Origin of the sequence: Pseudomonas sp. NPDC096950 (assembly GCF_044762525.1) — a bacterium.
Lineage (GTDB): Bacteria > Pseudomonadota > Gammaproteobacteria > Pseudomonadales > Pseudomonadaceae > Aquipseudomonas.
This window is the reverse complement of the sequence record NZ_JBIWEL010000032.1, coordinates 1-14,652: the sequence shown is the minus strand read 5'-3', so window position 1 is coordinate 14,652 and position 14,652 is coordinate 1. Positions and strand designations below refer to the sequence as shown.

Genomic DNA, 14,652 nt, shown 5'->3' with positions numbered 1-14,652 from the left:
GTTCAACTGCCTTCAGGGCTGCTCATCAGTTGCGCTTCACTGAGAAAATCAATGAACGCGCGGGTCTTGGGTGACAGCAAGCGGCTGGGCGACCAGACAATCCAGAAATCCCCCTCCAGACTTAATTCGGGCAACACCCTGATCAATTCCTGGCTAGCCAGGTATTCCTGAATGACGAAGTCAGGCAGGTAGGCCAGGCCCAGGCCATTGCGGCATGCCGCCAGGACCGCTTCCACGCTGTTCATGATCACCGTGGTTTCCAGGCTGATCTTGACCGTGTCGCCATTGACCTTCAGCCACCAGGGCTGGAGCTTGCCGTTCGAAGGGAATTTATAGGCAATTCCTTTGTAGTGCTGCAGATCCTCGACGCACTTTGCCGTGCCGTAGCGCTGCAAGTAGTCGGGTGCTGCACACAAGACGAACCTGAACGTGCAGATCCTTTTCGCCGCCAGGCTGGAATCGGGCAACTCACCGCTTCGGATCACGGCATCGAAGGCTTCATCGACGACGTCGACCAGTCGATCGCTGAAGTCCAGGTCGAGTTCGATTTCGGGATAGCTGCGGTAAAACTCGCGCAAGATACCGGAAATAAGCCGATAGCCCACGGCCGGCAAACTGATTCGTAGACGTCCCCGGGGGCGGGTCTTGGAATGGGAAAGCGCGGACTCGGCGTCCTGCAATTGCTGGAGCAGGGTCCGGCAACGACCAAAAAAATCCAGGCCTTCGCTGGTCAGGCTGATCTGCCGCGTACTTCGATGGAACAAGCGCACGCCAATCCGCTCTTCAAGACGGCTGACACTTTTCCCTACGGCAGAGGACGAGATGCCCAGCGCTCTGCCCGCCAGGGTAAAACTTTGATTTTCTGCTGCCCGCACAAAGGCAATCAACCCGCTCAGATTATCCATATTCCGTGTCCGCCCACTTACTTGGGAGGGGGTCGATAGTTGCAGACCTGTTGAGGCTTCAGATTCCGACGGCCCAAAAGAAACGCATCGCTGCTTTTTCGAGGAAATTGAACCGCATTTCCCCGCCATTCGTCGAATTCGGAGTCTGCCGTGACACCACAGAGAGAGCAACCATTTTGTCGGTGGTCGCAACGGCGAAATGTGTCGTCGTTCTCGAAAATGGGGGGCTGAATTTCAGGCACAAAAAAAGACGTCCTTGGACGTCTTTTTTATTGAGTTGGTGGAGCCGGGGGGATTTGAACCCCCGTCCGCCAGTACTCCGCTGTCGGTACTACATGCGTAGCCGTTTCTATTAAGTTAACCCTCAGCGACCCGAAGGGCAGGGTGCTTTGGGCGAGTTGTGTAAGTTTTAGCCGCTTCGTCCACAACGTACTGCACGGCGATTCTGTTCTATATGACAATCACTTTGGGTTTACAGACATCCCCTGGTGATTGCTGGACCCGAAGGTACCAGAAGCTCAGGTCTAAAGCTGCTTACGCAGCGAGAGAGAATTCCTGGCCGTAGGTTTCGTCATTGGCAACTATAAGAAGTTGCAACAGTGGATTTACGAGTTCTGTTACCAACTCGGCATGCACCTAAAGTTTCGCGACCGGCGTCGAATCCTAAACGGCCCCGTGTCTGTTGCTCGGTGAATCAAAGTGAGCGACAGACGTGTGCAGTGTACGCCAACACGCGTCAGAAGGCCAACCCGAAGGTTGGCCGCGAGTGATCATGGGTTCACTGCTCAGTTTGCCATCGACAATGCCTGGCTGGCCTCAGTGGCGCATTTCTTGTCGTCTTTGGAGGCCTGTGAAGCTTTGGCGCTGGCCAGCAGTCGTTTGATCTCCGGTGCGTTGGTGGAGCTCGCCGGCAGCGAATTCACTTTGGCTTCGAGCTCCTGCAGCTTGCTCGTACACAGGTTGTTGTCCGCAGCAAATACGGGAGAGGCCAACATTGCAGCAGACATGAACAGACCAGCGAGTGCGGTACGTTTCATGGATATCTCCTAAGACTGATGGTCTCGGTGCTGCCGTATGAGCGGGCTCGGCCGAGGTCGAAAGCAGGCCACGATGAATGGGGCCTACTCAAAAGACCACGGCACTGCGAAGTAATTCGGTTTTGAGAATCGAGAACGACGACAGGCCTGTTGCTCTGTGAATCGAGATGAACAACAAGCCTGTGTGATTTACATCAACGTCTGCGAAGCAGGCCATCCCGAAGGTTGGCCTTGTCGGGGACTATTGTTTGCCGCCGTCACTGGACTTCTGAATATCCTGAATCGTCTGGGTGGTTTCGGCGATGCAATCTTCAGTGCCTTTTTTGGTGCCCGATGCGTGATCGGCTTTGGCTTTTTCGACGGAAGCCTGCACCTGCTCAGTCATCTCTGGAGAGATCTGAGCTTTGGCATTTTCGATGGTTTTCAAGTTGACCGCACAGAGGTCTTCGGCGGCAAACGAGGTGGACGCCATCAGCGAAGCAGTAACGAACAGACCTAACAGTACAGAACGTTTCATGTGTATCTCCTTGAACTGAGGGTCCAGGCATCGCTGGCCATCAGGACGGGCTGCCGAGTTTGGGTAAGGCCCAGCATTTACCGGGCTTAAACTGTGGACTACGGCGGCTCGTCAGGGTTCTATTTTTCTTGCAAGGCCCTCGCCCGTGTCACCCGATCCACCAGATAGACCAGCCCGTGGTAGTCAATGCCACCGTGCTGCGTCAGACCAATCTCACAGGTGCGACTGGTGGAAATCCCCTCGCTGCAATGCTGCACCGCGTCCTTGAGCGAGCGCAGCGAATGCGCGTTCAACTCCGGCGTGGTGAAGCCCTTATCCCCCGCAAATCCACAACAGTGAATGCCTTCGGGAATGACCACGTTGTTGCTGCATTTGCGCGCCAGATCGATCAGCGTCTGGCTCTCACCAAGATGCTGGGTACTGCAGGTGACGTGCACCGCGATCGGCGCATCCTGCGGGATGAAATCCAGTCGATCCATCAGATGCGTACGAATGAAACGCACCGGGTCGTACAAGTCCAGGCGCACTTCGCCGAGGTCCTGAACCAGCCGCAACGTACAAGGACTGGTGTCGCAATAGATCGGATCGAGCCCGCCGCGGCTGGCGTGCAGCAGTGCGCCAATCAGTTCCTGGCGTTTGTGTTCGGCCTGTTCGGCATAGCCCTTGGAAGCGAACGGCTGACCGCAGCAGAGGTTGTCCTGGTTGTCTGGAAACACGACTTGGTAACCGGCCTTTTCCAGCAACCCACGGGTTTTGTCGTACAGCGACATCTGCTCTTTATCACCCGCCGCCGGGCCCATTGCCCGCGAGACGCAGGCCGCGAGATACACCACGCGAGGACGTTTGTCTGACACAACCGGGCTGAAGCGAATGGCTTTTTCCGGCTGCGGCATGGCGTTGGTCCATTGTGGGACCTGGCCTTTGGACAACCGCGTCAATGTTGCCGAGAGCTTCGCCAAGCGCGGCGCCCCCAGCAGCATCCGCGCGCCGTTGGCCACATGCAGGGTGAAACGCGCGCCTTGCAATGCCGTGGCGAAATTTCCTTCCAGCCAATTGGCGGTTTTCGTATGTGTCGCCTTACGGCTGCGCAGCTTTTTCACCAGTTCGCCGGTGTTGATTCCTACAGGGCAGCGTTGCGCACACAGCCCGGTGGCGGCGCAGGTGTCGATGCCTTGATATTCGTAAGCGGCTTCGAGTTCGGTGGTGTCGACGCCGGCGCGTTTCTTCGCCTGAATGTCGCGCCAGATAACGATGCGCTGGCGCGGGCTCAGGGTCAGGCCTTTCGACGGGCAGACCGGTTCGCAGAAGCCGCACTCGATGCACTTATCCACAATCTCGTCGGCGGCGGGCAGCGGTTTCAGGTGTCTGAGGTGAATTTGCGGATCGTCGCTGAGCACCACGTCGGGGTTGAGAATGCCGTTCGGGTCGAGCAGGCGTTTGAGTTGCCACATCAACTGATAGGCATCGCTGCCCCATTCCAGTTCGACGAAGGGCGCCATGTTGCGACCAGTGCCGTGTTCCGCCTTCAGCGAACCACCGAACTCCACAGCCACCAGTTGCGCCACGTCGTCCATGAACGCCTGGTAGCGTGCGACTTCTTCCGGATTGTTGAAGCCCTGGGTGAAGACGAAGTGCAGATTACCTTCCAGTGCGTGTCCGAAAAGGATCGCTTCGTCGTAGTGATGTTTGTCGAACAATTCGATCAAGCGGTTCACGCCGATGGCCAGTTGTTCCACCGGAAAGGTCACGTCTTCGATGATTACCGTGGTGCCGGTTTTGCGCACGGCGCCGACCGCCGGGAAAGTGTCCTTGCGAATCGCCCAGAGCCGGGCGTTTTCCACTGGGTCTTCGGTGAAATCGACTTGTTTCTCCACCGGGAACGCGACCAAAGACGTCATGATCTGCGCCAGTTGTTCGCGCAGCAAAGTGGGCGAGGCGGCGCGGGATTCGATCAACAAGGCGCAGGCATTATTCGACAGTTGCTGTACGAAAGCGGGCATGCCGGGTTTGTCCTGCACCGAGCGCAGGCTACGGCGGTCCAGCAGTTCCACGGCCGACACCGGTTGGCTTTTCAGCACGGTCACGGCGTTGCAGCAGGTTTCCACATCCGGGAACACGATCAACGCCGACGCTTTGTTCGGGTGGTCGATCACCGTGTCGTAGGTCACCGCGCTGATGAAGCCGAGGGTGCCTTCCGAGCCCACCAGCAAGTGGCTCAAGATATCCACAGGCTCGTCGAAATCCACCAGCGCATTAAGGGACAGGCCGGTGGTATTTTTCAGACGGTATTTGTGGCGAATTCTTGCAGCCAGTTCGGAATTGGCGCGGGTCTCGCGGCCCAACGTGGCCAGACGTTCCAGCAGTTCGAAATGGCTCTGGCGAAACGCCGCCACACTGGCCGCATCTTCGGTATCGAGACGACTGCCATCGGCCAGCACCAGACGAATCCCGGCCAGGGTGTGATAAGTATTTTGCGCGGTGCCGCAGCACATGCCGCTGGCATTGTTGGCGACGATGCCGCCGATTTTGCAGGCATTGATCGAGGCCGGGTCCGGACCGATCTTTCGTCCGAACGGCGCCAGCCACGCGTTGGCCTGGGCGCCGATCACGCCGGGTTGCAGGCGGATTTGCGTACCTTGCCCACGAATCTCCCGACCATTCCAGTTATCTCCGAGCACGATCAATACCGAATCGCTGATGGCCTGCCCGGAAAGGCTGGTGCCGGCCGCACGAAAGGTCACCGGGACCTGATCCCGTTGCGCCAGTTTCAGCAGGGCGACCACTTCGTCTTCGGATTCGACGCGGATCACCAGTTGCGGAATCAGCCGATAGAAACTGGCGTCGGTGCCGAAGGCCAAAGTTGACAGCGGATCGTCGAAACGCCGGTCTTGTGGAATCAGTTGCTGCGCATCACGCAGGAAAGTCGCCGGTAAGGTCATTGGTCCTCCAGGATCAACACCACCAGGTCTTTCGGACCGTGGGCGCCATAGGCCAGCACTTGCTCGATGTCAGCGGTCTTCGACGGGCCGGACACCAGCAAGGCGTTGGTCGGCATGCCTTGGGCCCACTCGAATTCCTGCTGCACTTGATAGAAGTTGTCGCGGATTTCACTGGCCTTGAGCAGGGCGAAATGCACCGGCGGCACCAGGCTCATCAGTCGCGGCTCTTCCCGCGTCGGCCAGAGAATCAGACTACCTGTCGCGGCGATGGCGCCGAGTGTCGTGGTGAGGCTGGCCGGCGTGTCGTTAAACAGTTCGGTTTTCCATTCTTCTACCGGACGGTCGTAGGATTTGAGCGTCGGCAAGCCGGGATTTTTCGACCAGTGCTGTGTGACACGTTGTCCATGGGGCGTCGTTGGTGCGATCAACAGGCTTGGCAACTGGCGATCCCTTAAAAGCTGTGCCAACAGTTCGGGCCAATCTTCGCCCGAGGTCAGATGAATTTCGGTGTGCACCGCTTCCATCAGTTTGCGCAGCTGTGGGATACGTTGCTCAGGCGTGTAGGTGTAGGGCTTGGTCAGCAGTTCGACGTCAAACTCGTCAGGCACCGGCGTGGTGCCGGTCAGACTGTTCCGTAATTTGGCGAGGATATTTTGCTTGGCGCTCATCAACGGTCTCCCTGTTTGGCCAGATGCTCGCGGGCCATGTCATGCAGCGAGCGGGCAGCGGGTTTTGGCGCGCTGTGGTTTTGCGTCCATGGGCCAACGTTGCTCGGCGCGAGGGCGCGCAGGCGTGTGGCGAAGAAACCGAACAATCGATAGAGCGTCGGCGAGCTGTTGAGTTTCGCCCAAGCGTTCCAGATAAAGCGTTCCTTGCGCGAATACTTGCTGCCTTGGCCGCGCATGACTTTATGTGGGCTGTCCGGAGCTTTGACGTTCTCTTCCCGCAGGCGCCGCAGCAATGCCGGGATCGGGATTTTTACCGGGCAGACTTCACCGCAGGCACCGCACAGCGACGACGCACTCGGATGATCCGGGACTTTTGCCAGGCCGACCATGTGCGGGGTGATGATTTTTCCGATAGGCCCAGGGTAAACCTCCCCATAGGCATGACCGCCGATTCGAGTGTAGACCGGGCAATGATTCATACACGCGCCGCAGCGGATGCAGTTCAAGGTCTGGCGCAATTCGCTGTCGGCAAAGGCCTGGCTGCGACCGTTGTCGAGCAATACCAGGTGCACTTCTTGAGGACCGTCGAGCTCATGTTCCTTGCGCGGGCCGGAGATCATGTTGACGTAAGTGGTGATCGGCTGGCCCAGCGCGGAGCGGGTCAGCAGCGACACCAGCGGTACAACGTCCCGCAGGTTTTCAACGACTTTTTCGATGCCGGTTACGGCGATGTGAACCGGCGGGACCGTGGTGGTCATGCGGCCGTTGCCTTCGTTTTCCACCAGCAGCAAGGTGCCGGTTTCGGCCACGGCGAAGTTGACGCCGGAGACGCCGATGTCCGCTTCGAAGAATTTCTGTCGCAAGACTTTGCGGCCGATCTGAATGAGTTGGTCAACGTCCTTGGTGTATTCCACGCCAAGTTTGTCGTGGAACAAGGACGCGACCTGACCGGCATTCTTGTGGATCGCCGGCATAATAATGTGTGAAGGCTTCTCGTGGTCGAGCTGGACGATGTACTCGCCCATGTCCGATTCCAGGCATTCAATGCCCTGTTCAGCGAGGAAATGATTCATCTCCATCTCTTCGCTGACCATCGATTTGCCCTTGATCACTTGCCGCCCCTCGTGAGCGCGGATGATCGAGAGGACGATGCCATTGGCCTCGTCCACCGTTTCCGCCCAGTGCACTGTCACACCGTTGCGGGTCAGGTTCTGTTCAAGTTGCTCGAGCAGGTCGGGCAACTTGGATAACGCGCGGGCGCGGACAGCATTGCCCAGCGCTCGCAGATGTTCTCTTTCGTGGGCATCGCTGAAAGACGCTGCCCGTTTTGTCATCAGTGAATCCATCGCGCTGCGAAAGTTGTTTCGCAGTTGCGTGTCAGCCAAAGCCTCGTGAGCCCGGCTGCGGAAATCTTCTTCCACGGCAACCGTAGGAATAATCGCGGAAGCGTTCATCGAACACCCCCGGTGCGTTGCCAAAGGAAACTGGCCAGGTGTTGGCCGCGCAGCGCTTCCTTCTGTTTCTCCAGCGAGCCGTTGATGTTCATCAGGCAACCGCAATCTGCACTCAGCACCTGGTGCGCGCCGGATTCCTTCAATGAGCGGGTCTTGTCAGCCACCATCGCGCCGGAAATGTCTGGCATACGGACGCTGAAAGTCCCACCAAAGCCACAGCATTCACTTTCGTGGCTGTGCTCGACCCGTTCCACGTTGCCCAACTGCGCCAACAACTCGCGGCCGTGCAAGTGTGTGTTCATCTCGCGGCGCGCCGAACACGAGGTGTGCAGCGCCACTTTGACCGGTTCGCCGCTGTCCTTGAGTTGCACCTTGCAAACAAACAGCAAGAACTCCGCCAACTCGTAAGTCCGGGCTGCGAGGGCCTGAACCTGTTTCAGCGTGTCCGGCTCGTCCTTGAACAAGTCGGCGTAGTGTTCGCGCAACATCCCCGCGCAAGAACCCGACGGCACCACCACCGGATAATCCCCGGCGAACAGCGCCAGCTGCGAGCGCGCCACGGTCCGGGCCTGTTCGGTGTAACCCGAGGTGTAGGCCGGTTGCCCGCAGCAACTTTGCCCTTGCGGATAGTCGACACGGATGCCTTCGCGTTCCAGCAGGTGAATCGCGTCCATCCCAGCTTCGGGGTAGAACAAATCCACCACACAGGTCCCGAACAGGTAGACCTGTGACGGTTTTTCGCTGGGGTATTGCCGAGGCTTGGGCAGTGGCGGGGCGACGCGGGTCGCGTTCGGCACGGCGTTGTAAAAAAGCTCGCTCATCAGGCGTGTCTCCGGGTGGTCCCGGTTATCCGTCCGTTGAGGCTGCTGAATATAGAGCGACAAGCTTTCAGCAGCCTTACAGACCGGGTTGTGAATAGCTGACGCCGGAATCGTGGTCCGGCGTCGGTGTTTTCCGTGTTGCTCGTAGTCTTAATGCACCAGCATCCCGGTCAGCCAGTAGGCCTGGACGTAGGTGATCAATCCGACAATCGTGGCGAAGAACAGGCTGTGCTTGAGGGTGAAGCGGAACAGATCCGATTCCTTGCCCACCAGCCCGGTCGCGGCGCAGGCCACGGCAATCGATTGTGGCGAGATCATCTTGCCGGTCACGCCGCCGCTGGTGTTCGCGGCCACCAGCAACACATCGCTGACACCAATCTGGTGCGCGGTGGTGGCTTGCAACGAACTGAACAGTGCGTTCGAGGAGGTATCGGAGCCGGTCAGGAACACGCCCAGCCAGCCGAGAAACGGCGAGAAGAACGGGAATGCCGCGCCGGTTGCCGCCAGCACCAAGGCCATGGTCGACGACATGCCCGAGTAGTTAGTGACGAAGGCAAACGCCAGCACCATGCCGATGGACAGGATCGGCCAGCGCAGTTCGTAGAAGGTCTCTTTCAAAGTGGTAAGACCAATTTTGAAGTTGATCTTCAGCACCAGCATCGAAATCAGCGCGGAGAAGAAAATCGCCGTGCCGGTCGCGGAAATCGGATCAAGTTTGAACACTGCCGGAATGGCGGTCGGCACCGTTACGATCGGCGCGACCTTGATCACCATTTGGTCCAGGTGCGGGATGGCGAAGTTGAACACCCAGCTGTACATCGAACCGCCCGCGGCAAACATCGCCTTGAACGGTTTCAGGGTCCAGATGGTAACCAGCACGGTGAGAATCAGGAACGGCGACCAGGCCTTGAAAATTTCCAGCAGGCTGTAAGGCGAAGCCACGGTGGTGCGTTTCTGGCCGAAACCGCCGACGCTTGCGGTCACCACGGACGCCGACACGGCACCAGCGATGTGCTGGCCGGCGGCGCGTTTAGGCTGCCAGACTTTCAGGAACAGCGTCAGGGAAACCAGGCTGACCAGCGCAGATGTGATGTCTGGCAGCTCCGGGCCGATGAAGTTCGAGGTGAAGTATTGGGTGATGGCAAAGCTCAAGCCTGCGACCAGAGCGGCCGGCCAGGTTTCACGAACGCCGCGCATGCCGTCCATCATGAACACCAGCCAGAACGGCACGAACAGCGACAGCAGCGGCAGTTGCCGGCCGGTCATGGCGCCGATCTTGAACGCGTCGATGCCAGTGACTTGCCCGGCAACAATTATCGGAATCCCCAGGGCGCCGAACGCGACGGGCGCGGTGTTGGCGATCAGGCACAGGCCGGCGGCGTACAGCGGGTTGAAGCCAAGTCCTACAAGCAGTGCGGCGGTTATCGCTACCGGCGCACCGAAACCGGCGGCACCTTCCAGGAACGCGCCGAAGCAGAAGCCGATCAGCAACACTTGCAGGCGCTGGTCGTCAGTGATCGACAGCACCGAGCTGCGGATCACTTCGAACTGGCCACTTTTGACCGTCAGTTTGTAGAGGAACACCGCCGCGACGATGATCCACGCAATCGGCCACAGGCCATACGCGAAGCCATACCCGGCAGCGGCAAACGCCATGTCCACCGGCATCTGGAACGCGAAGATTGCTACGGCAATCGACAAGGCCAGGGTGATGCTGCCGGCCACGTGGCCTTTGAGGCGGAACACGGCCAAGGCCAGGAAGAAAAATACGATGGGGATGACGGCCGCGAGTGCGGACACGCCGAGACTGCCGAGCGGGCTGTAGAGCTGTTGCCAGGTTTGCATATGGGGTGGCCCCTAATTGTTGTTGGTCAGGCACTGTCAGCGTTCTTGGTTAATTGGTAATACCAATTTACAATCGCTGTTGGCTAGGGTAAAAGCCTTGAAGGCGGTGTGTCAATTTGCCGCCCTAAAACTTTTGTCGAATAAGCGGTGCACAACGCATCTGATCTGTTCGATCAAGCGTCGTCTGGTAGGTGCTGCCACAGCGCCGATAGGCCAGAATAGAGAGCCCGGCGAGCTGCCGGGATCGTGGAGAATTGAGTTATGGGGTTTGATCAGATTCGTCAGCGCCGTTTGTCTGACGATATTGTCGAGCGGCTCGAGGGGATGATTCTCGAGGGCACACTGAAGTCCGGGGAGCGTTTGCCGGCCGAGCGCGCGTTGGCCGAGCAGTTCGGTGTGTCACGCCCTTCGTTGCGCGAAGCGATTCAGAAACTGGCGGCCAAAGGCTTGCTGGTCAGTCGCCAGGGCGGCGGCAATTATGTGGTGGACTCCCTCGGCTCGACCTTCAGCGATCCGCTGCTGCATCTGCTGGAAAGCAATCCCGAAGCCCAGCGTGATCTGCTGGAGTTTCGCCATACCCTGGAAGCTTCCTGCGCCTATTACGCCGCGTTGCGCGCCACCGATGTAGATCGCGAACGGCTGACGGCGGCGTTCGAAGAGTTGCAGGATTGCTACACGCGCCACGATGAAGTGAGTCGGGTGGAAGAGGGCGCGGCGGATGCGAGGTTTCACTTGGCGATCGCCGAGGCCAGTCACAACGCCGTATTGCTGCACACCATCCGCGGGCTGTTCGATTTGCTCAAGCGCAACGTGGTGACCAATATTGGCGGAATGTACAAGCAACGCACCGAGACGCGCGACATGCTGATCAGTCAGCACCGGGAGTTGTACCTGGCGATTATCGAAGGGCGGGCGGAGCAGGCGCGGGAAGTCTCCAGCCGACACATTTTGTATGTGCAGGAAGTGTTGGAGGAGGTGCGTCAGGAAGTGCAGCGCATGGCTCGGGCGGAGCGACGCAAGGGGATGTAGTCAGTAATGATCGTTCCCACGCTCTGCGTGGGAATGCATCCCGTGACGCTCCGCGTCACAACGCGGACGCAGAGCGTCCATTGCTGCATTCCCACGCAGAGCGTGGGAACGATCATCGGGCAGGAAAATTAATCTTCCTTGCCCTTGTTCCGCACCGCACGCTGCAACTCGCGACCGGCGTCGCGTTCGCGTTCGGTATCACGCTTGTCGTATTCCTTCTTACCCTTGCCCAGAGCGATCTCGCACTTGACCATGTGCTTGCTCCAGTACCAGGACAGGCACACGCAGGCATAGCCTTTTTGCTGCACGGCGGCGGCGAGTTTTTCCAGCTCGCGGCGGTTGAGCAGCAATTTACGGGTGCGGGTCGGGTCTGCAATGACGTGAGTACTGGCGGTCATCAGCGGCGTAATGTGACTGCCGAGCAGCCAGGCTTCGCCATCCTTGAGCAGTACGTAACTGTCAACAAGCTGTAGCTTGCTTGCCCGCAGACTTTTTACTTCCCAGCCGGCCAGGACCAGACCAGCCTCGAACTTATGTTCGATGAAGTAATCGTGTCGCGCCTTTTTATTTTGCGCGATGGTCCCTGTTGGGTGTTTCTTCTGTTTAGCCATAGGGGCGGCATTATAGGGAGTTGCGCGCGAGTCGGCTACGGTATCGCTACGTGCTTGAGCAGGTTGATTGAATCCCGGACAATGCGGCCTCTTTTTTGAACGCTTGGGCGTGATAACGATGTCGACAGACAAGGTTTCTGTCCACGGCAGTTGGGCTAGCCGCTGGGTTTTTATCCTCGCCGCGACCGGTTCGGCCGTGGGGCTAGGTAGTATCTGGAAATTCCCGTACATGGTCGGCGTCTATGGCGGCGGCGCCTTCGTGTTGATGTTTTTGGTCTGCATTGCGCTGATCGGCGTGCCGGTCATGCTCGCGGAAACCCTGATCGGCCGCCGCGCCCGTCAAAGCCCGGCCAACGCTTTGAAGGTGTTGGCGCTGGAGGCAGGTCATTCCGGGAAGTGGTCCTGGGGCGCATTCGCCGGGATGATCACGGCGTTGCTGATCCTGTCTTTCTATAGTGTGGTTGGCGGCTGGTCGCTGGATTACATCATCGACATGGGTCGTGGCGACTTTCAGGGTGTGACGGCGGATAAGGTCGGCGCTTATTTCGGCAATGTGATCGCCGATCCCTGGCGTCTGACACTTTGGCACACGATTTTTATGCTGCTGTCCGCCGTGGTGATCGCCAAAGGCGTGGTCGCCGGGCTTGAGCGCAGCTTGCGAATCATGATGCCGCTGCTCTTCGTAATGATTCTGGTGCTGCTGGGTTACAGCATGACCACCGGCCATTTCATGGAGGGCGTGCATTTCATGTTCGACTTCCACCCGGAAAAAGTCCTCGACGGCTTGTTGCCCGCCATGGGGCATGCGTTCTTTTCCCTGAGCGTTGGCGTCGGTTCGATCATGATCTACGGTGCCTATATGCCGAAGAACTCGTCGATTTCCGGCACTGTGGTCGGCGTGGCGCTGCTCGATACCTTCGTGTCGTTGGTGGCTGGCCTGGCATTGTTTCCGATTGTGTTCGCCGCGGGCCTGAACCCGAGCGAAGGTCCTGGCCTGATGTTCGTCAGCCTGCCATTTGCCTTTGGTAACGTAGCCTTCGGTCAGTTGATGGGCGTAGTGTTCTTCATACTGGTGGCGGTTGCCGCCTGGAGTTCGGCCATTTCCCTGCTCGAACCGATGGTGGCTTACCTGGTTGAACGCACCAAGATCAGCCGCGCGTGGGTGACGTTCTGGTTGGCATTTATCTGCTGGTTCGTGGGCCTGGGTACGGTGTTTTCCTTCAATATCTGGAAGGAAGCCAAATTTTTCGTGAACGAAGGTGGAATGTTCCATCTCTACCAATGGGGCGCGGCCGGCGGCCTGGACTTCTTTGGTGTGATCGACTTTTTCACCTCGCGGATCATGCTGCCACTTGGTGGTTTGTGTTTCGTGGTATTTGCAGGCTGGATCATGGGGCGTGAAGCGGTTCGCGATGAGTTGTCGATCCGCAGCCCGATGTTGTTCAACCTGACTCTGTTTTTGATGCGCTATGTGGCGCCCATCGGCATTCTCGTAGTGTTTGCCGCCCAGCTGTGGAAGTGACGCTGACATGACGACACATATTCAACGCTCCGCCCTGTTGCCGTATCCGGCGCAAGCTCTCTATGACCTGGTCAACGACGTGGCGCGTTATCCGGAGTTCCTGCCGTGGTGCTCAGCAGCCGAAGTCCTGGAAAGCTCCCCTGAGCACATGCGTGCCAGTGTCGGCGTGGCCAAGGGTGGCCTGAGCCAGCATTTCGTGACGCGCAACACGCTGGTGCCCGGGCATTCGATCGAAATGAACCTCGAAGAAGGTCCGTTCAACCAGTTGCATGGGGTCTGGGTGTTCAAGCCGTTGGGCGAGAAGGCCTGCAAGATCAGCCTGGACCTGTCGTTCGACTACGCTGGGCCGATCGTGCGCGCCACGTTGGGGCCATTGTTCAATCAGGCGGCAAATACCTTGGTGGACGCGTTCTGTCAGCGCGCCAAGCAAATGCATGGTTGAGCCGGTGATCGAAGTTGAGGTGGTATATGCCGCCGTTGATCGTCAGGTGCTGTTGACCGTGGCAGTGCCGACGGGGGCTACGGTTCGGGCCGCTTTGCTCGAATCTGGTGTAGGTGTCGAGTTTCCTGAGCTGGATCTGACCCATTGTCCGGTCGGGATTTTCGGCAAAGTGATCACTGACCCCGACACGCGCGTGGTTCAGGCGGGTGATCGCATCGAGATTTACCGACCGTTGCTCGCCGATCCCAAAGAGGTTCGTCGCTTGCGTGCCGCCAAGGCTGCCGAGGCAAAAGCGCGCAATCAGTGAGCTGATCAAGCGCCAGGCAATAAAAAACCCGGACATGCCGGGTTTTTTATTGCGTCGCAAATTATTGCGGCGTGGTGTCCAGTGGTTCCGGACTCGGGACTGGAACGGTTTCTACACCGTCGACGTCCTTCTGGATCTGGTCCAGCAGCGAACCTGGTTTCACCGGTTTTTCCGGTTTTGGCTTCTCGGTGTTTTCTGCAGGAGCGGTCACGGTAGTGCCGGGTTCCTTGCCGAGAATGGCTTCGTCGCGGCTCACGCCAGGCATAAAATCGCCCGACAGGCTGACAAGCTGGTCATTAGGGTTGAAGATAACGCTTATGCGTTCCTGTTGGCGTTCACCACCACCCGGTTGCAGGCTATACAGGTAATCCCAGCGATCGGCATGGAACGTGTCGGTCAGCAGAGGGTTACCCATGATAAACCGTACTTGCCGACGGGTCATTCCCGGGCGTAACTGGTCTATCATGTCCTGCGTGACGACATTGCCTAGCCACTATTGCCAAGAACAAATCAAAAGCTCATCAGCGAGATGGTTCAAAATCCGTCTAAGCGGCA

The 14,652-nt window shown here is 58.3% G+C and carries 13 protein-coding genes, 1 other RNA gene and 1 pseudogene; 4 read left to right on the top strand and 11 right to left on the bottom strand.

Going from position 1 to position 14,652, the window contains the following annotated elements; all coding sequences use genetic code 11:
- Positions 1-2: 2 nt before the first annotated feature.
- The 9 genes from ACIQY3_RS30950 to ACIQY3_RS30910 form a co-directional block, all read right to left on the bottom strand.
- Positions 3-905 (bottom strand): LysR family transcriptional regulator, encoded by a 903-nt coding sequence (locus tag ACIQY3_RS30950; protein WP_403027587.1) that lies wholly within the window; start codon positions 903-905, stop codon positions 3-5.
- A gap of 278 nt (positions 906-1,183) precedes the next feature.
- Positions 1,184-1,580: a transfer-messenger RNA gene (ssrA, locus tag ACIQY3_RS30945) on the bottom strand.
- Between the two features lie 110 nt (positions 1,581-1,690).
- Entirely contained in the window at positions 1,691-1,942 is a 252-nt protein-coding gene (locus ACIQY3_RS30940; RefSeq protein ID WP_403027584.1) for a hypothetical protein, read from the bottom strand.
- A 241-nt stretch (positions 1,943-2,183) separates the two neighbouring features.
- Positions 2,184-2,459, bottom strand: coding sequence for a hypothetical protein (locus tag ACIQY3_RS30935; protein WP_403027581.1), 276 nt, complete (start codon positions 2,457-2,459; stop codon positions 2,184-2,186).
- A gap of 119 nt (positions 2,460-2,578) precedes the next feature.
- Positions 2,579-5,398 carry an FAD-binding and (Fe-S)-binding domain-containing protein gene (locus ACIQY3_RS30930; RefSeq protein WP_403027578.1) on the bottom strand — a complete coding sequence of 940 codons (2,820 nt, stop codon included), beginning with the start codon at positions 5,396-5,398 and terminating at the stop codon, positions 2,579-2,581.
- Positions 5,395-6,066 (bottom strand): lactate utilization protein C, encoded by a 672-nt coding sequence (locus tag ACIQY3_RS30925; RefSeq protein WP_403027575.1) that lies wholly within the window; start codon positions 6,064-6,066, stop codon positions 5,395-5,397. The genes ACIQY3_RS30930 and ACIQY3_RS30925 overlap by 4 nt, the downstream gene beginning before the upstream one ends.
- Positions 6,066-7,520 carry a LutB/LldF family L-lactate oxidation iron-sulfur protein gene (locus ACIQY3_RS30920; RefSeq protein WP_403027572.1) on the bottom strand — a complete coding sequence of 485 codons (1,455 nt, stop codon included), beginning with the start codon at positions 7,518-7,520 and terminating at the stop codon, positions 6,066-6,068. The genes ACIQY3_RS30925 and ACIQY3_RS30920 overlap by 1 nt, the downstream gene beginning before the upstream one ends.
- Complete coding sequence (locus ACIQY3_RS30915; RefSeq protein WP_403027569.1) at positions 7,517-8,341, bottom strand: (Fe-S)-binding protein; 825 nt, start codon at positions 8,339-8,341, stop codon at positions 7,517-7,519. Before ACIQY3_RS30915 ends, ACIQY3_RS30920 begins: the two co-directional genes overlap by 4 nt.
- Before the next feature lie 150 nt (positions 8,342-8,491).
- On the bottom strand, positions 8,492-10,186 hold the full coding sequence (locus ACIQY3_RS30910) for a lactate permease LctP family transporter (protein WP_403027564.1): 1,695 nt from the start codon (positions 10,184-10,186) through the stop codon (positions 8,492-8,494).
- A gap of 261 nt (positions 10,187-10,447) precedes the next feature.
- On the opposite strand from ACIQY3_RS30910, the gene ACIQY3_RS30905 reads away from it, so the two are divergent.
- Positions 10,448-11,215 (top strand): FCD domain-containing protein, encoded by a 768-nt coding sequence (locus ACIQY3_RS30905; RefSeq protein ID WP_403027559.1) that lies wholly within the window; start codon positions 10,448-10,450, stop codon positions 11,213-11,215.
- Between the two features lie 128 nt (positions 11,216-11,343).
- Here ACIQY3_RS30905 and smpB read toward each other — a convergent pair whose 3' ends face one another.
- Complete coding sequence (gene smpB, locus ACIQY3_RS30900; RefSeq protein WP_007900551.1) at positions 11,344-11,826, bottom strand: SsrA-binding protein SmpB; 483 nt, start codon at positions 11,824-11,826, stop codon at positions 11,344-11,346.
- Positions 11,827-11,944: 118 nt separating this feature from the next.
- On the opposite strand from smpB, the gene ACIQY3_RS30895 reads away from it, so the two are divergent.
- The 3 genes from ACIQY3_RS30895 to ACIQY3_RS30885 are packed head-to-tail and all read left to right on the top strand — an operon-like array spanning position 11,945 to position 14,097.
- Complete coding sequence (locus ACIQY3_RS30895; RefSeq protein ID WP_403027557.1) at positions 11,945-13,348, top strand: sodium-dependent transporter; 1,404 nt, start codon at positions 11,945-11,947, stop codon at positions 13,346-13,348.
- A 7-nt stretch (positions 13,349-13,355) separates the two neighbouring features.
- Positions 13,356-13,790 (top strand): type II toxin-antitoxin system RatA family toxin, encoded by a 435-nt coding sequence (locus ACIQY3_RS30890; protein WP_054050071.1) that lies wholly within the window; start codon positions 13,356-13,358, stop codon positions 13,788-13,790.
- Complete coding sequence (locus tag ACIQY3_RS30885; RefSeq protein ID WP_403027554.1) at positions 13,783-14,097, top strand: RnfH family protein; 315 nt, start codon at positions 13,783-13,785, stop codon at positions 14,095-14,097. The genes ACIQY3_RS30890 and ACIQY3_RS30885 overlap by 8 nt, the downstream gene beginning before the upstream one ends.
- A 61-nt stretch (positions 14,098-14,158) precedes the next feature.
- On the opposite strand, the pseudogene ACIQY3_RS30880 reads toward ACIQY3_RS30885, so the two are convergent.
- Positions 14,159-14,584 (bottom strand): annotated as a pseudogene (locus ACIQY3_RS30880) (outer membrane protein assembly factor BamE); the annotation flags it as partial.
- Positions 14,585-14,652 lie beyond the last annotated feature (68 nt).